Annotated in this window: 14 protein-coding genes and 1 tRNA gene; 6 read left to right on the top strand and 9 right to left on the bottom strand. The window is 65.1% G+C overall.

The genetic code is table 11. From position 1 onward, the window contains the following. The first annotated feature begins 65 nt into the window (after positions 1-65). Positions 66-737, top strand: coding sequence for a VOC family protein (locus tag AC07UW_RS10635; protein ID WP_495212022.1), 672 nt, complete (start codon positions 66-68; stop codon positions 735-737). A gap of 1 nt (position 738) precedes the next feature. Here the strand turns inward: AC07UW_RS10635 and AC07UW_RS10640 are convergent, their stop codons facing one another. The 3 genes from AC07UW_RS10640 to AC07UW_RS10650 all read right to left on the bottom strand — a co-directional run bounded on the left by AC07UW_RS10640 (position 739) and on the right by AC07UW_RS10650 (position 4583). After that, the gene (locus AC07UW_RS10640) at positions 739-2151 is read right to left on the bottom strand and encodes a TPM domain-containing protein (RefSeq protein ID WP_223497010.1); all 1413 of its coding nucleotides are present in this window, start codon (positions 2149-2151) and stop codon (positions 739-741) included. Beyond that, positions 2148-3992, bottom strand: coding sequence for a M3 family metallopeptidase (locus tag AC07UW_RS10645; RefSeq protein ID WP_495212023.1), 1845 nt, complete (start codon positions 3990-3992; stop codon positions 2148-2150). The genes AC07UW_RS10640 and AC07UW_RS10645 overlap by 4 nt, the downstream gene beginning before the upstream one ends. A 72-nt stretch (positions 3993-4064) precedes the next feature. Further along, on the bottom strand, positions 4065-4583 hold the full coding sequence (locus tag AC07UW_RS10650) for a hypothetical protein (protein ID WP_313250506.1): 519 nt from the start codon (positions 4581-4583) through the stop codon (positions 4065-4067). Positions 4584-4664: 81 nt separating this feature from the next. Between AC07UW_RS10650 and AC07UW_RS10655 the strand changes: the two genes are divergently transcribed. Continuing rightward, positions 4665-5291, top strand: a complete 627-nt coding sequence (locus tag AC07UW_RS10655) for a YiiX/YebB-like N1pC/P60 family cysteine hydrolase (protein ID WP_495212024.1) — start codon at positions 4665-4667, stop codon at positions 5289-5291. A 54-nt stretch (positions 5292-5345) separates the two neighbouring features. Here AC07UW_RS10655 and AC07UW_RS10660 read toward each other — a convergent pair whose 3' ends face one another. Next, positions 5346-5507, bottom strand: coding sequence for a hypothetical protein (locus AC07UW_RS10660; RefSeq protein ID WP_164745118.1), 162 nt, complete (start codon positions 5505-5507; stop codon positions 5346-5348). A 310-nt stretch (positions 5508-5817) separates the two neighbouring features. Between AC07UW_RS10660 and AC07UW_RS10665 the strand changes: the two genes are divergently transcribed. After that, positions 5818-6918, top strand: a complete 1101-nt coding sequence (locus AC07UW_RS10665) for an AMP-binding protein (RefSeq protein WP_495212025.1) — start codon at positions 5818-5820, stop codon at positions 6916-6918. 12 nt (positions 6919-6930) lie between these two features. Next, a complete protein-coding gene (locus AC07UW_RS10670) occupies positions 6931-7479 on the top strand; it encodes an AMP-binding enzyme (RefSeq protein ID WP_495212026.1) in 549 nt (182 codons plus the stop codon). Positions 7480-7529: 50 nt separating this feature from the next. On the opposite strand, the gene AC07UW_RS10675 is transcribed toward AC07UW_RS10670, so the two are convergent. Then, the gene (locus AC07UW_RS10675; protein ID WP_495212027.1) at positions 7530-8954 is read right to left on the bottom strand and encodes a short-chain fatty acid transporter; all 1425 of its coding nucleotides are present in this window, start codon (positions 8952-8954) and stop codon (positions 7530-7532) included. 176 nt (positions 8955-9130) lie between these two features. Next, complete coding sequence (gene ubiA / locus AC07UW_RS10680) at positions 9131-10024, bottom strand: 4-hydroxybenzoate octaprenyltransferase (protein WP_025877458.1); 894 nt, start codon at positions 10022-10024, stop codon at positions 9131-9133. Between the two features lie 149 nt (positions 10025-10173). Here ubiA and AC07UW_RS10685 point away from each other — a divergent pair. Continuing rightward, positions 10174-10250 (top strand) — tRNA-Arg (locus AC07UW_RS10685). Positions 10251-10487: 237 nt separating this feature from the next. On the opposite strand, the gene AC07UW_RS10690 is transcribed toward AC07UW_RS10685, so the two are convergent. Further along, on the bottom strand, positions 10488-10688 hold the full coding sequence (locus AC07UW_RS10690; RefSeq protein WP_495212028.1) for a hypothetical protein: 201 nt from the start codon (positions 10686-10688) through the stop codon (positions 10488-10490). A gap of 277 nt (positions 10689-10965) precedes the next feature. Here AC07UW_RS10690 and AC07UW_RS10695 point away from each other — a divergent pair, with 277 nt between their 5' ends. Further along, positions 10966-12675 carry a DUF4434 domain-containing protein gene (locus AC07UW_RS10695; RefSeq protein WP_495212029.1) on the top strand — a complete coding sequence of 570 codons (1710 nt, stop codon included), beginning with the start codon at positions 10966-10968 and terminating at the stop codon, positions 12673-12675. A gap of 190 nt (positions 12676-12865) precedes the next feature. Here AC07UW_RS10695 and AC07UW_RS10700 read toward each other — a convergent pair whose 3' ends face one another. Both AC07UW_RS10700 and AC07UW_RS10705 read right to left on the bottom strand, forming a co-directional pair. Next, positions 12866-14221 carry a Gfo/Idh/MocA family protein gene (locus tag AC07UW_RS10700; protein ID WP_495212030.1) on the bottom strand — a complete coding sequence of 452 codons (1356 nt, stop codon included), beginning with the start codon at positions 14219-14221 and terminating at the stop codon, positions 12866-12868. Positions 14222-14285: 64 nt separating this feature from the next. Further along, positions 14286-17261: a TonB-dependent receptor domain-containing protein gene (locus tag AC07UW_RS10705; protein ID WP_032976876.1), complete on the bottom strand. Its 2976-nt coding sequence runs from the start codon at positions 17259-17261 to the stop codon at positions 14286-14288. Positions 17262-17329: the final 68 nt, after the last annotated feature.

Genomic DNA, 17329 nt, shown 5'->3' on the forward strand with positions numbered 1-17329 from the left:
GGTGATGACGCGGCGCAAAGGTGCGCGGGACTACACTGCACCCAGCGCTCCACGGAGGATCGATCATGCGCCTGTTGCATCTTTCTCTGCCGGTCTCCGATGTTGCCAGCGTCGCCGCGTACTTCCGCGACGTGCTGCAGCTGGACGTGGCCGGCGACCAGGTCCGCATTGGCTGGAGCACGATCCAGCTGCAACCGGCGAATGGCCGTCCGGTAGGCGGCGTGCACCTGGCCTTCAATGTGCCGGACAACCGCTTCGCCGACGCCGTGAGCTGGCTGCGTGCACGCACGCCGTTGCAATGCAATCCGGAAGGGCTGGACTACTTCGCACTGGAAAGCAGCTGGCAGTCGCAGTCGGTGTATTTCACCGGACCCGATGGCCTGATCCTGGAACTGATCGGCCGTAGGCGCTTGCCGGCCAGCGACCGCAGTGGCGCCTTCCATGGCAGCGAACTGACCTGCCTGAGCGAGGTCGGCCTGCCCAGCCATGATGTCGATGCTGTGCGCGAACAATCCAGCCAACGCTTCGGCCTGCGGCCGATCAGCCCGCCGTCGCCACTGTTCGCGCCGATGGGCGATGACGAGGGCCTGTTGATCGTGGTCGCTGCCGATCGCCGTTGGTTCCCCGAGCAGAAGGACCTGCCCAACGCGCAGGGGCTGCAGCTGCAGGTGGCCGATGTGAGCGGCAGCGGCGAGCTGCACGATGCCGCGCTGGGCTGGCGGGTGCAGGCGGCCTGAGTTACCAGCTGCCTGAGGCGCCACCGCCGCCGCTGCGGCCGCCACCACCGGACCAGTCGCTGGAACTGCTCGAGGACGAACTGGAAGACGAGGTGCTGGACGAGGAACGATAGCCTGTGGACGTCCCCCGGCCGCCGCGGGCCTTTTCGCCGGGCAGCAGAGTGAACACCCAGATGAAGTACAGGAACAGCGTGCCCATGCTGGACACGATCGTCGCCAGCACGCGGGCGTTCTCGTCGCCGGCACGGTCGATGGCCAGCAGCGCGCCCAGCGCATAGCCACCGGTCAGCAGCACCAGCACCACCAGGCGGATGGCGAAGCTGTTGCGGTTCTTCCGCCAACGCGCACGACCGGCCTGCACCAGGAAGAACACCAGCATGGCGGCGATGCCGACTGCCAGGTTCAGCAGCGTGTGCAGCGCAAGGCTGGGCGGCAACTGGCCGCGCACCAGCATCACCGCGAAGAAGCCGGTGCTGACGGCCAGCATGCCGTACAGCACGATGCGAACGCCGCCGCTGCGACGCCAGCACCAGCCCAGCAGGGTTGCCACCGGGACGGCGGGCAGCAGCACGAAGAACAACGCCGGCAGCACATGGCGCGGCAGCAGCAGCGACGCAGAAAGCCCTCCCCCGGCGATCACGGCCGTCACCAGCAGCGGCCTGCCCCAGGCAGGCAATGTCGGCCACGTTGACCTGGGCATCGCCGCATTGGCTGCCAGTGCCTTGCGCCGCCGCTCGCGGCGATTACCGGTGAAATCAGCTTCGATCCTGGTCGCCAGCAGACGCGGGGGCGATCGCCACAGACCGGCCAGGAAGCCCGCCAGCAACGTCAGCGCGACGACTGAATCCCCCGTGCGCCAATCCGGCGGCAACACGTTGCGTGCCAAGGAATCTTCCCAGGGCGGCAGTTGCTCGCCGTCGACCAGCGCCACCAGCACGTTGGTGCCGTCCAGCACGCCCTGGTCCAGGTCTCCCTCGCGCAGCCGCGGCACGATCGCCTTGTCGATGATGCGCGCGGCATACGCATCAGGAATAGTGCCTTCCAGGCCATACCCGGTCTGGATGCGTACGCGCCGATCCTGCACCGCCACCAGCAGCAACACGCCATCATCGACGCCAGCGCGGCCCAGCTGCCATTGGTCGAAGACACGCTGCGCATAGGCTTCGATGCCTTCCTCGCCAACGCTGGGCACCACCAGCACCTGCAGTTGCGCGCCCTTGCGTGCCTGCAGCTGCAATGCCTGCTCGCGCAGCGCGGCGCGGGTGCTGGCGGACAGCGCATTGGCGGTGTCCACTACCGGATCGTCCAGTGCAGGAATCGGGGCTGCCGCCAGCGACAGCAACGGCAACAGGCAGAGCAGCAGCACAAGCCACGCCCACGGCCTGGCAAAGCGCGCCTGCGGCACCCGGCTCATGTGCCCTGCCCTGCCTCGATCTGCGCATACAACGCCTGCAGCCGGGCAGCGTTCTGCGCGAACACCTGCAGGTCCGCGTCGACCAGTGCCGGCCAGTCCGGTGCATGTCCCAGCAACTGCGCCACCTGTTCCTGCGGTGCGCGATCAAAGCCCTCGCCCAGCACGGTCAGATAGCGCTGGCGGAAACCCTCCGGGTCCTGCTGGTCCTGCACATACAGCTGCATCGCCAGCAGGCCGGCGTAGAGATAGTTGACCAGGTACTGCGGGTCCTCGTACATCAGGCGCTTGCTGATCCAGTTGCTGCGCAGCTGCGGGTAGCGTTGCGGCTGCTGGCCATAGCGCGCCAGCACCTGGCCGGTGAGCGCATCCAGATCGTCGGCGGTGCCCAGGGTGTTGCCAGCCACGCCCTGGTAGATCGACTGCTCCAGCTGCGCTTCCTCGGAGGAGGTGAACAGCTGCATCACCATGTCATCCAGCAGCGATTTCAGGTAGTACGCCTTGGCGCGAGGATCCTGTGCCTGCTGGTACAGCTGGTCACGGAAACGCAGTTCGTTGTAGATGGCAAAGGCTTCGGTCAGCCACGCACTGCCATTGCGCTGCAACGGCGAGGCATGGCCACGTTGCATCCATTGCCCGTGCACGGCGTGCCCGGCTTCATGGGCGATCTCCACGTCGCTCTCCAGATCCCCGCTGCGCAGCCCCACGAACAACAGCGACGGCATGTCCGGAGCAACCACCTGGAACGCGTCGTGGCTGCGACTGCCCAGCACGGTGGCCAGGTCCATGCGCTTGTGCGCAGGGTCCAGCAGCGCGCGCAGCTCGGCGACATACTCCGGCCCCAGGTGCTGCATGGCATCGGCGGCGGTATCGCGCAGCTGCTCAAGCGTCAGCACCGGTGGCGTATAGCCGGCATCCGGCACGGTGGTATCCCAGACCTGCGGCGACGTGATGCCGCTGCGCCCGGCATGCTGCAACAGCATGTCCTGGTAGGCGCGACGGTCTGCCGCGTGGCGCTCGATTGCCGCCAGCGTCGCGTCGACGGTTGCCGTATCCATGCCCATGCGGCGGTAGCCACGTGCGGTGGCCGAGCCGTCTCCCTGCAGGCGCGCGGCGGCGTCATTCACCTGCACCAGGCCCAGCAGCACCGAAGCCATCGGTTCGCGGCGCGACTGCAGGCCCTGCCAGTATCCCTTCCAGCCGGCCTCACGCAGCGTACGGTCGGAGTGCTGGGCCAGCGCCTGCTTGTCGGCGCCGGTATCCCAGCTGCGGCCAGCCCCCTCGACGCGCGGAAATGCGGCGCTGTGGAAGATCTGCCGATGCAGGCGCGCGAAGGCATCCAGCGCCGGGTCGGCCAGCGTATCCACGGCATCATCCAGCTGCGCATTGGCCGGCGCCGCACCTTCCTGCAGCGCACGGTCGCGCAGGAACCGGTAGGACGCCAACCAGGGTGCATCCGCCGGTGCCTCACGCAGGGCGGCCCTGCCCGCGCGGGCGATACGGCTGCACAGACCCATCACCTGGTCCAGCGCCTGCGCCGGGCGACGATCGCGTGCGTTGCGGGCAGCCTGCAGATGCAGATACGCATGGTGGCGCAGGCACTGTGCCTGCAGCGCTTCGGCCTGGCGGAAGCGCGTGGCCGGCTCGCTCGCCGTGGCGCCCTGCAACACCTCAACGCGCTCGCCCAGAGCAATGCGTGCCGTCTGTTCGGCGGCGGCGCTGGGAAAGTAGGCTCGATCGTCAGCGTGCAGCGATTGCGCGTGGGCGCCGAGCGACGCGGTCATCGCCCACAGCGTGGCGATGACCAGGGTAACAGTGGTGGTGCGCATCCTGCGGGCCTGCATCGGCGTCTCCGTGCCTTGAACGTGCTTGGAGCCTAGCAGCCACCGACGGCCCGCGCCTGTCCCGATCGGGCCTCAGATCGACTCGTCTTCGCGCTTGACCAGCGTCCAGCACGGCCTCTGCGCGAAGGTATAGGTCTGCTGGTCGCTGCTGTCCGGTGTACGGATCTGCACCTGCATCTGCCCGTCAGCCACGGCCGTCACCTGCATCTGCCGGCCCTGCCCGGCCAACCCGGCCGGATCAGGCATCACCGGCCATTCGACATCGGCCAATGCCACTGGGCGTTGCACTGTGCGCGGCTCAGGCTCGGCGCCAGCGTCAACGTAGCTGTCCAGCAGCGGATCGGCCGTGGCCTTTTCCTGCAGGGTGATCTCGTTGCCGAAGTGCTTCAGGAAGGTATCGAACCCGGGATGGGGGCACGCTGCGGTCGCCACAGCGGGCGCGGGCGCCGGCTCCACCGTCGTCGCTGTGCTGGCAGGTGCCTCTGCAGGAGCCTGGGCTTCAGCGGGCGCGGGCTGCGGCGCGGGCGTGCAGGCGGACAGCACAAGGCCAAGGGCAGGTGCCAGCAGCACAAGGGAACGGCGGGGCTTCATGGGATCGTCCTGATTCCGGTTCGGTCGCGCCATCCTACCCTGCCGCCTACAATCGCGGTCTTCTGCCTGTCCGAGATGCCCATGCGCCGCCTCCTGCTCCTGATCGGCTTGCTGCTGCCTGCCCTGTGGCCAGCCATGGCGATGGGCGTCGACGTCCGCGACGGCGACCTGCTGTTCGTCACCGCCGGCCATGGCGGCCTGAGCGCGGCCATCGACGATGCGACCGGAAAACAAGGCGCGACGAGCTTCGACCATGTCGCGCTGGTGGCCTCGGCACCGCAGGGCTGGGAGGTGCTGCACGCCGATGAGAAGGGCTCGCGCCGGCAGACGCTGGAACAGTTCCGCGAGGACGCGCGAGGCAAGCAGCGGCAGATCGTGGTCTATCGCCTGCGTGCGCCGCCGGACAATGCCATCGCCGCTGCCGTGGCCACCGCGCGCACGATGCTGGGCAAACCGTACAACAACGCCTACGTGCTGAACGACGACAGTTACTACTGCTCGGATTTCATCGAGCGCGCGTTCCGTGCGCACCATCTGTTCGCACTGCAGCCGATGAACTTCCGCAACCCGCAGACCGGTGAGATCTCCCGGCACTGGGTTGATCTGTATCGCGGCATGGGCATGGAGGTGCCGCAGGGCCTGCCCGGTACCAACCCCAACGACATGGCTGCAGCACCGGTGCTGCAGCGGATCGGCGTGCTGGAATAAGCGAAGCCCCGCGCGGGGCGGGGCTTCGTCGGTGATGGATGGCGGCTGCCAGGATCACTCTTCCTCGTCCTGCCCGCCCTGCTGCTGGTTCTGGTTGCGCTTCTGCTGTTCCTGCTGCTGTTGCTGCTGCTGGTCGCGGCCGCGCCCCTGCTGCTGATCCTGCTGGTTCTGCTGGCCCTGCTGCTTCTGGTTCGGGTTCTGGTTCTGCTGTGCCATGTCCGATCTCCAAATGCCACGCGCGGAATGCGGTGGACGGGGCCATCGTCGGCAGCGATTGGTTAACCATGCGTTGTGAGCGGGCTACACCCATGTGTACGTGCGTGAATGAACCGGCGCCAGCCCTTGCGGCACAAGCGACTGAAGGATTCATGCGGGTTTGGCATGTCGTCATGCTGCAGTCGGAAACGAACGCATTCAGCGTTCTTGCCCGCCGCGGCGCGCGCAGCGGCGGCCTACGCCCATGGTCCCATTTGCAGCATGCAGGGCCGCCGCCTATCGTCGGAATGACGTCACCCCGGAGATGCGCATGGCCCGCGACACTGCAGCACGCCCCACCTACGAACAGGCACTGGCCGATTTCAGCATCGAGCGCGGACAGCGACAGTTGCACGGTGACCTGCAGACCGGCATCAACGCCTGCGTGGAGTGCTGCGACCGCCACTGCGGCCGCAATGCGCTGGCGCTGCGCTGGGTGGACGCCCACGGTGCCCTGCATCGGTACACCTTCGAGGACCTGCGCGATGCCTCTGCGCGTGTTGCCCAGGTGCTGGCCGCGCAGGGCATCGGCAAGGGCGATGTGGTGGCCGGCCTGCTGCCGCGTACACCGGACCTGCTGGCGACCATCCTCGGCACCTGGCGGGTGGGCGCGATCTACCAGCCGCTGTTCACTGCGTTCGGCCCCAAGGCCATCGAGACACGGTTGAAAACCGGGCGCACCGCACTGGTGGTGACCGACAGCACGAACCGCAGCAAGCTGGACGAGGTCGATGGCTGCCCGCCGGTCGCCACCCTCCTGGCACCGGAGCAGACACTACGTGCCGGCGACATCGACTGGACTGCACGCACCGCCGGTGCCACACCCGACTTCGCGCCGGTGATGCTGCGCGGCGATGCGCTGATGGCACTGCTGTCCACCTCCGGCACCACCGGCAGCCCCAAGGGCGTGCCGGTGCCGCTACGCGCATTGCTGGCCTTTGCCAGTTACATGCAGTTGGCCGTGGACCTGCGCCCAGAGGACGTGTTCTGGAACATCGCCGATCCCGGCTGGGCCTATGGGCTGTATTACGCCGTGATCGGCCCGCTGCTGCTGGGCCAGGCCACCACCTTCAGCGAAGCCGGTTTCAGCGTGCAGGGGCTGAACGACATCGTCGCGCGGCTGGGTGTCACCAATCTTGCCGGCTCGCCCACAGCGTACCGGCAGATCATCGCCGCCGGGCCCGAGGCCAGTGCGGCCATCAACGGCAAGCTGCGGGTGGTGAGCAGCGCCGGCGAACCGCTGAACCCGGAGATCGCCCGTTGGTTCGCCGCCCATCTGGGCACCACGGTGCTCGACCACTACGGCCAGACCGAGACCGGCATGGTGGTCAACAACCACCACGCACTGGACCACGCCGTGCGGCCGGGATAATCGGGCTTTGCGATGCCCGGTTACCGCGTGGCGGTACTGGATGATGCCGGCAACGAACTGCCACCGCGCACGCCCGGCATCCTTGCCGTGGACCTGCAGCAGTCGCCGATCATGTGGTTCACCGGCTACTACGGTGCCGACACACCGGCGCTGGGCGATCGCTACTACCTCACCGGTGATTCGGTGGAATGCGAGGACGACGGCTCGATCAGTTTCATCGGCCGCTCGGACGACCTGATCACCTCGTCGGGCTATCGCATCGGTCCATTCGATGTGGAGAGCGTGCTGATGGAACACCCTGCGGTGGCGGAAACGGCGGTGATCGGCGTACCCGATCCAGAGCGCACCGAGATCGTCAAAGCGTTCGTGATCCTGCGCGCTGGGTTCAGCGGCAGCGACACGCTGGCGCAGGAACTGCAGCAGCATGTTCGACGCCGGCTGTCCGCCCATGCGTACCCGCGCCAGGTGGCGTTCGTGACGGAACTACCGAAGACGCCCAGCGGCAAGCTGCAGCGCTTCCTGCTGCGCAAGGCGGAGATCGAAAAACTGGCGCCGGGCTGAAGGGCAACGGGTCGGGTCCCCTCCTGCGGAAGGGATCCGACCCCGGTGCATCAAGGCATCACCGGCGGCACGTAGGCCAGGGTCATGCCCAGCAGCCACAGCAACCCCAGCACCAGCGGGATGTGCACCAGCAGCTGGATGAACGTGAAGCCGACGATGTCGCGGGCCTTCAGGCCGAGCACGCCCAGCAGTGGCAGCATCCAGAACGGATTGATCAGGTTCGGCAGCGCTTCGGCCGCGTTGTAGACCTGCACCGCCCAGCCCAGGTGCGCCTTCAGCTCGTTCGCGGCCTGCATCACGTAGGGCGCTTCGATGATCCACTTACCGCCACCGGACGGTACGAAGAAGCCCAGCACCGCCGAGTACACACCCATCACCAGCGCGAACGTATCGGTGCTGGCCACGTGCACGAACAGGCTCGACAGACGGTGCGCCAGCGTCTCACCGTCGCCACCGGCAGCGTGGGTGAGCATCATCGCGATGCCGCCGTACAGCGGGAACTGGATCAGCACACCGGTGGTGCTCGGTACCGCCTTGGCCACCGCGTTGAGGAAGCTGCGCGGGCGCCAGTGCAGCAGCAGGCCCAGCGAGATGAACATGAAGTTGTAGGTGTTGAGGTTGGCGATCGCGCTGACCAATGGCTTGTTGGCGAACTCGTTGAACAGCCAGCCGAAGGCCAGCAGCGAAAGCAGCACGGTCAACAACGGGCTGTACTCCAGCCACTCGCCCGGACGGGTGCGGCGCTGCAGCGGCTCCGGTTCGGCCTGCGCCGCGCCGGGGAAATCTTCGGCGGTACGCGCACTGCCGGCAGCCGGCGCGGTCAGCCAGGCGATCAGCAGCGAGACCACGATCAACACCGAGGTCAGCGCGATCGACTGCCACAGGAAGATGGTTTCGGTGAACGGCAGCACGCCGGTGATCTCCACCAGCCCCGGCGGCATGCTGGCCGGGTTGGCCTGCAGCTGTGCCGCCGACGAACTCAGGCCCATCGCCCACACCGCGCCCAGGCCCAGGTAGGCCGAGGCACCGGCAGCCCGATAGTCCATGCGCAGGTCGGTGCGGCGGGCCAGCGCGCGCACCAGCAGGCCGCCGAACACCAGCGAGAAGCCCCAGCTGAGCAGCGAGGCCAGCATGCTGACCAGGCCGACGTACACCACGGCACCACGACCGGTGCGTGGCACCCGGGCCAGGTAGTCGATGAAGCGCGCGACCACCGGTGCAGTGGCTACCGCATAACCACCGATGACCACGAAGGCCATCTGCATGGTGAAGGGAATCAGGCTCCAGAAGCCGTCGCCGAAGGCGCTGGCGGTGGCCCGCGGGGTGGCGCCGAAGCCCATCGCCGCCAACGCGACGATGACCACGCCGAGCACCGCGAATACATACGCATCGGGGAACCACTTTTCCGCCCAGGCGGCCGAGCGCAGCGCGGCGCGCGCCATCCAGCCGTCCTGTACTGCTGCCGTCGAGGCCATCACCTACCCTCCCAGGTTCGATGGCCTGATTCTGGGCGGTGGGATGCGGGCTGTCAGCCACCTATTGGTCGTAGGTGGCCGCCCGCCGGGCATGGCCCGGCGCTACCAGCTCGGCCGAGGATTCTGACCCGTGCACATGGGCGCGGGGTAGCGCCGGGCCATGCCCGGCGGCCTTCTCAACGCAGCGCCAGATCCACGGCGATACCGGCAAACAGCGCGGCACCCACCCAGTTGTTGTGCAGGAAGGCCTTGAAGCACGGCCCACGCTCGCGGTTGCGGCAGATCCAGAACTCGTACACCACCAGCAGCGTGGCCACCGCTACGCCGGCCAGGTAGTACCCACCCAGCCCGCCGCGCACGCCCACCAGCGCCATCGTGGCCAGGAACAGCGCGTACAGCACGCCCTGGATGACCAGGTCCAGATCGCCGAACAGGATCGCAGTGGAGTGCGAACCCATCTTCAGGTCGTCTTCGCGGTCGACCATGGCGTACCAGGTGTCGTAGGCGGTGGACCACAGGATGTTGCCGGCATACAGCAGCCAGCCCAGCATCGGCACCTCGCCCTGCACGGCGGCGAAGGCCATCGGGATGCCCCAGCCGAACGACATGCCCAGGTAGACCTGCGGCAGATGGGTGTAGCGCTTCAGGTAGGGATAGCTGGCCGCCAGGAACACGCCGATGAAGCTCAGCGCGATGGTCAGGCCGTTCAGGGTCAGCACCAGGCCGAAGGCCACCAGCATCAGCACCGCGAACAGCACCAGCGCCGCCCGGCCGCTGATTGCGCCGGTCGCCAGCGGTCGCGCCTTGGTGCGCTCCACGTGCGGGTCGAGCCAGCGGTCGGCGTAGTCGTTGATGACGCAACCGGCCGAGCGGGTCAGCCAGACGCCAGCGGTGAACACGAACAGGGTCCACAGCGGCGGCAGGCCGCCAGCGGCCAGCCACAACGCCCACCAGGTGGGCCACAGCAGCAGCAGCGTGCCGATCGGGCGATCGGCGCGCATCAGGGACCAGTAATGCCGCCAACGCGGCGTCGGCGCCGGATGCGGCGCGGAAAGGGGGGTATCAGCCATGACACTAGGATACTCCTGTGCCTTCGGACCGACTTTGCCGGCGGGGGGAGATTTGTGCGGCGAAACTGGATAGAATGCCCATCCCGCACCGCCTCATTGCGTTGCGATGCCCGCCCCGGCCCTGGCCGACGGCGCGGCGGTTCCACCACGCGCTCGTAGCTCAGCCGGATAGAGTAGTGGCTTCCGAAGCCATTGGTCGGGGGTTCGAATCCCTCCGGGCGCGCCAATTTGAACGCTTGGCTGATGCCAAGAAGTGCGAACCCCGGGGCGATCCGGGGTTCTCTGCATCTAGCGGCCCGATCAAGCGCGCCTTCGCCCCCCCCTGACGTCAGCCATCACCCAGAGCGCCCGAGTCAAAGGTGCCTGCGCAGCGCCCGTCGGGGCAGTCTCGACCAGTTACATGTTGAACAACTGAGTCCTGTCTCTCGGCCAATGCCCTTGCAGGTGGTGCCGTGAGCAAGCATCAACTCGCGGCAGCTTCTTTTCCACGAAATGGATGCGCGCGTCGTCGCGCGAAAAACCCAAGCAACGCTCGCCATCGTGTCGGTTCGACGCGCACCAGTGTTTTATCATCGCAGCACACATTGGAATCATCGGACGTCCAGAACTCGATGCTGTGGGCGCCACACAGCGCCGCTCCGGAAAACTGCATATCTTCTGCCATGCTTGGTGCGCCTGCTCCGCAGTGCCTGCCCAGCAGGCTAATGCAGCTCGCTATGCAGTTCGCCATCGGGCATCGCCTGCACTCATCGCACAGGATCGGAGTGCGGTGCGGTACAGAGGGTCGGAATCTGAGAGGATGAAACCGGCGAGAACACAAGCATTGACACCGCTTCATTCCTTACACTTCCCACGAACCACGCTCACTGCATTGAAGACTGACGCTTCGGCACATGTTCTGAGGCGAGAAAATCGCGGAAGTAATTTAAAAAAGGGAACTTATGAACTTCAGACTTTTGCTAGTGCTGATTTCGATGCCTGCAATCACGATTTTCTCTCCTGAATCCAAGGCGTCAGAGACGATCGGCTACTGCGGCACTCCGTACGATACTGCTGTGACCGCGGACTACCCAATACGCGGCACATGGATGTACCAACGCTCGGCCTGTTCCTGGCAGACCACGCTTCAGGATTTCCACCGAATCGGCGGCACAACTGTACTGAACTTCGCGCCGCACCTGAAACGTCACGCAGATCCCGCCACTGTCGCAATTGGCTGCCGAACGTCAACTGGAGCTTCCTGCGTGCAACAGGCCATGCAGGAGATCGGCAGCGCTCGTATCCGGAACTGGCTGAGCTATGAATTCGATGAGCATTATGGCCCCGCGATTGCTTGCCCCAGCGGCTTGGACCGAAGAATTGAAACCGTAGTGGATGGCACGCCAAGGGTCTTCTGGCGCATTGTATTGCCGCACGATGGCCAGGCATCTTGCGACTACTCAAGTGGAACCTTCGACGTTCTGTTCGTTCAATATGATACGAATGCGGTTGAGAGTACTACTGCAATGCTCACCGTCGCGGATCACCTCGACATGGAGGTTTACCTCGGTGCACCCGCATTCCCGATCATGACCGGGCAGGAATGGATGATCGATGCAGATATGCTCTCCTCACATCGAGACTGGGCACGGCGAGTTTATTCCGATTGGCGAGCACGACATGCTGGGCACCGTAGCTTTCGTGGCGCATATCAGACATACGAAGCGCTACTTGGCACCACCTACACGGCATCCGACAACGAGTACGGTCTGGATGCCAGCGCTTTTCGCAGCCTGAACCCGAATGGAAAGTATGTTGTATCGCCCTATCTCTTCCTACTCAGAGATGGCGGTGGAAATACACAGACCATCGCGCAGACCGTCAACGGCTTCAGGCGATTGGCTAACGCTGGCGTGGACATCATTGCGCCTCAGGATGGTCGGGGCACAGGAAATGCAGCCTACTACTGGCCGGGGCAGGAAACACAGTTCATTGGTGCGGTCGACCCAGCTCTCGGCGACTATCCCCGAGTTGACGCCAATAGAACATTTTCTAGTCAGTACACAGGCTCAATACGGGATGTTTTCAGCGCCTTGAACGTTGCGAAATCAGAATTCAATCAAGGAGGAAGGAGGGTTGATCTGTGGGCAAATCTGGAGGCATTTGAAGAAGACACTGATAGTCCGAACTACACCGGATGCAGTTTCGTATCATTGTCTCGAACAACCAAAGAACGTATGGATCGAGCGCTGACATTCGTGACCAGCCGTGCAGACAGGGTTATCTCATTCATGTACGACCCCCTGTTCACTTGCAGCGAGCGTTTCGGCCTACCACTTTCCGAAGCCATTGCAGCCGATCACGATAGGCCGGTGGTGACGGACGCCTTCTTCTGGGACTCGCCCACCACTGGCCTCGTGGTGAATGGGCATGGAATTTCTTCCGGCACTGAGTTCCAGATCACGTGGTACGACTCGAACTGGCAAGTTCAGACCCAACGCTTTGCACCAGGCTGGATCTACCCTGGAGGCGCGGGCGGTGGTTTGGATTCGGTTTGGATTCCCTTCCAGCGATCCAACCTTGCGCCAGGCTTCTTCCTCTATGTGGGCGCGCTCAAGAGTACGCCGTCAGGGATCAAGTCGACGACAGAGAATTTCAGCATGAGCTATTGATCTACTTCACCAATGGCTGCACGAAATTAGTTATGCAATGAGGCGGTTTATTGAACACTCGCCAACAATTATGACGTTGCGGAGCCGACTCCAAAAGCCCCATGCAAAAGGCCGAAAGCAACGCCGGGCATGGCCCGGCGTTGCTGGCAGCTAAAGCAGCCGAACGCCGCTCGGCTTCATACATTGCAGGTCAATACTTCCCGTCAAACGCAAAAATCGGCTTGCGCTTCTGCCACAACCCCGCAGTGAAATCCGGGAACTCCAGCGTCTGGAAACTGTTGACGATCGACTGCTCGCTCAACGGGGTAATCGCGCTCCACGTCACTGCGTCGTAGATGTCGATCGGCATCGGCGCCTTGGCCTTCAGTGCTTCCACGAACGCATGGATCACGAACCAGTCCATGCCGCCATGGCCGGCGCTGGCAGCGGTGTCGGCATTCTGCTTCCACAGCGGATGTTCGTACTGGTCCTGGTACTTCTTGAACTCTTCCCACTGGTGCGGCGGGCTGCGGCCTTCGATGTGGATCGAATGGTTCACGTCCATCCACAGGCCCTTGGTGCCCTGCACGCGGAAGCCCATCGAATACGGTCGCGGCAGCGAGGTGTCGTGCTGCAGCAGGATGGTCTCGCCGTTCTCGCAGGCCAGCGTGGTGGTGACGATGTCGCCGAGCTTGAACTTCACCCTGGTGCTCGGATGGGTGGTGCCGCCGCTCTTGGCTACGGTGTATTCGTGCAGGCCACGCGCCTTGGTGGCGAATGCGTTGATGTGGGTGAAACGGTTGCCGCGGTTGATGCCGGTATACATCGCGCACGGGCCGATGCCGTGGCTGGGGTAGAGCTCACCATTGCGCTCCACCGAGTGTTCGGTGCGCCAGCGTGCTTCGCTCCAGCCCTTGGGGCCGAATTCCACGCCGCTGTCGTAGGGCTGGTTCGGGTCGCCGGAGTTGAACTTCACCCCGCGCAGGTCGTGCTGGTAACCGGCCTGCAGGTGCACCAGTTCGCCGAACAGACCCTGCCGCACCATCTGCAGGGCCGCCATCACGTCACGGCGGTAACAGACGTTCTCCAGCAGCATGTACGGGGTGCCGGTGCTCAGCTGGGTCTTCAGCACGTCCCAGTGATCCTGCAGGGTGATGCCGGCCACCACTTCGCAGCCCACGGCCACGCCGGCCTGCATCGCGGCAATCGCCATCGGTGCGTGGTACTCCCACGGCGTGGCGATGATCACGCCATCGATGCCCTTCTGCTCCAGCAGGCGCTTCCACGCGTTGATGTCGCGGTCCTGGCCGTAGGTCTTCGGCGCGGGCTTGCCAGCCTTGCTGACCATCTCCACGGCGCGGCCGAGCATGATCGGCTCGATATCACACAGGGCAACGACCTCCACGTCGTCGCGGCGCACCAGTTCCTTCAGCAGCACCAGGCCACGCATGCCGGTACCGATCACGGCCAGGCGTACCTTGCGGCCACGTGCCCATGCCGGGGTCTGCGGCAGCAGGCTGCTGGCGGCGACAGCGGCGCTGGCCGCGATGAATTCCCTACGCTTCATGGCAAACACTCTCCTCTTGAAGGCGCGCCAGCCTGGGCCGGCGCGCCTGGTCACGCAAACGGAATTACTTGAACCGGTAGCCGATGGTCACACTGTAACCACGACCGAAGATGGTGGCGTAGTCACTGGAGTCACCCAGGAAGCTGTTGGGATCGTAGAACGGCAGGCGGTTGAACAGGTTCTTGACGGTGAAGCTCAGGTTCCACGCGTCATCCGGGCGCCAGGTGACGCTCATGTTGGCGGTCCACCACGACGGTGCACCATCGCACTTGCTCTTTTCCAGGGCCAGGTAACCGCCGGTGCAGGTTTCCTTGTTGTTGCTTTCTTCGTCGATCTGGTCGGTGGCCCACTTGGTGCCGCCCACGTAGTTGACGAACATGCTGGTGGTGACCTGCTTGTAGGTCCAGTCGGCATTGAGCGTCGCACGCAGGCGCGGGTTGTTGTAATAGCCCACCACGTCGCCGTAGTACCAGCCGTTCTGTTCATCCATGTAGAAGCGGTTGCGGTTGGCGATGGTGGCTGCCAGGCCGATGTTCAGCCCGCCCCACTCACCCAGCGAGAAGCGGCTGCGCGCATCGATGTCGAAGCCATCGATCAGGGTCTTGCCGCGGTTCTTGTACTGGCCCACCACGCTGGCCACGTTGCCGGCCGAGTAGCCCGGCAGCGTTCCCGGGCAGCTCACACCGCTTGCCGGGTCGGCGCACATCGCCGCCAGCTGCGCCAGGTTGGCGCGGTCGCTGTCGGTGATCGGCGAGCGCGACGAGGAGATGATGTCTTCAGCGCGGCGGTAGTCCGGAGCAACGATTTCGTTGTCGCGGTAGATGAACCAATAGTCGGCCGACACCGACAGCCAGCTGGCCGGCTCGTAGACGAAGCCCAGCGTGGCGATCTTCGCCTTCTCCGGCTTCAGGTTCTGGTTCGGCTGGGTCATGCGGGCCACGGTACGGCTGCAGTCCACGTTGAGCAGGCTCTTGCCCAGGTCGACATCACCGCCGCGCTGCGATTTCAGCAGCAGGTTGGCGATGGCGTTGGTCTCGGCGCAGCGAAGTTCATCACGGTAGCCGCCCAGCTGCGCGTACACGCCGCCGTTGCCGGACTCGGCCAGGCTGGGGGCGCGGAAGCCGGTGGAATAGGTACCGCGCAGCATCAGCTGGTCGAACGCCTGGTACTTGAAGCCGATCTTCGGCGCGACGTTGGCGCTGAAGTTCGGGTACTTGTCCACGCGCACGGCCGCGTCCAGCTCCAGCTTCTCGGTAATCGGCGCCACCGTTTCAGCAAACAGCGCATAGGTGTTGCGCGCGCCATCGAACCACGAGCCACCCTGCTGGGTGATCAGGCCGGCGGCCGCGTCGGCGTTGCCGGGGGTGTAGAAGGTCTCGCGGCTGGCGTTGAAACCGAACGCGGCGCGCATGTCACCGGCCGGCAGCTGGAACAGCGGGCCTTCGATCTTGCCGTCCAGGGTATGCAGGCGCGTCCACGACTGGATGTCGAAGGTCGGGAAGGCGCCGCGGATCAGTGCGGCGTTGGCCTCGCTGATCTCGCCGAACTTGTACGCCGGATGATCGGAGATGATCACGCGGCCCGTGCCCGGGTCGATGCTGTAAGGACCGAAGGCCTTCTCGAAGCCCTTCACGTTGACGTTGATCGTCTGGTAGGTGGTCGAGTGCGTGCCGGCGGTGGCGAACGCGGTTTCCCAGTTCCAGTCACCGACGTTGCCACGCGCGCCGGTCAGCACGCGGTAGCTCTTGTCGGTGTTGCGCTGGCCGAAGTAGTTGGCGCCGGCATCCTGCAGCAGGTACTGCAGGCCGACAACGCCACCCATCATGGCCTTCAGCTCGGGGCTGGCGTGGTTGTACTCGTTGTTCGGGCCCAGGAACGGATACAGGAACTGGTTGACATTGTTGCCGGTATCGCGCGAGAACCAGCTGGTCGGGTTGCCGGTGGTGGTGCCGTAGCTGCGCGGGGTACCGCCGTTGGCACGCAGGTCGATATCGGTATACGTGGCCTCGGCGAAGATCTCGGTGCTGTCGCCCACCAGGAAGGTGCCGTTGAGGTAGGCGGTGTTGCGCTCGGATTTGGCGCCGGCGTCGATCTCGTTGTTCATCCAGGTTTCCCAGACGCAACGGGGGCCGGCCGCTTCACTGGTCAGCACGTTCTTGCAGCCGGGCGCGGCTTCCTGCACGCGGCGGCCGGTCACCGGATCGAACGCGAAATAGCTGCCCGGGTTGAACTCACCCGGCTTGCTGCCCACGCCCAGGCGCAGGTTGTTCAGGTAGTTGGGGTTGTTGACGTAGTACTGGTCCGGGCGCTTGTCGTAGAAGTCGGCCAGCGGAATCGCGTCGCGGCGGTACATGTTCACCGCGCCGTAGATGTTGAAGCGGTTCTCGGTGAGGTCACCGAAGCCGGCGGTGATGCTGGCCTGGCGCTCGCCGTAGGAATCGATGCGCGAGGAGGTGTCGTTGGTGAAACTGATCTCCGCGCCCTGGAAGTTGCGCTTGGTGATCACGTTGATCACGCCGGCCACCGCATCGGTGCCGTACACGGCCGAGGCGCCGTCGGTCAGCACTTCCATGCGTTCGATGGCGGCGGCGGGAATCGCATCGATGTTGACGAACTGGGTCTGGAAGCCCGCCGGCGCACCGTAGTACGACAGGCGACGGCCATTCAACAGCACCAGCGTGCCCTGTGCGCCGAGGCCGCGCAGGTTGGCCTGCGAAGCGCCGTCGGAGCCGGTGAACAGCGAGCGCGAATCCTGCTGCGCTGGCCGGGCGGCCGGCAGGTTGTCGAGCACCTGCAGCAGCGTGCGCGCACCCATGTTCTGGATGTCCTGCTTGCTGATCACCTGCACCGGCGAGGCGGTTTCAACGTCGGTGCGGCGGATGTTGGAACCGGTGACCTCGATGCGGGCCAGGTCGGTGGCCTTGTCCTTGCTCTCCTGGGCGAAGGCAGGAACGGCGACCGACAGCAGCACGCCGGCGATGGCCAGCGACAGCGGTGCGATCGAACGACAGGGGGGGCGGTGGTGGCGGGCGGGCAACATCGGGGTTCTCTCCTGGCAGGGGTGCGGCGCGAATGGTGGATCGGCGGGCAAAACGCTCCCGGGCCACG

This window comes from Stenotrophomonas sp. GW821-FHT02D01, from assembly GCF_059421765.1.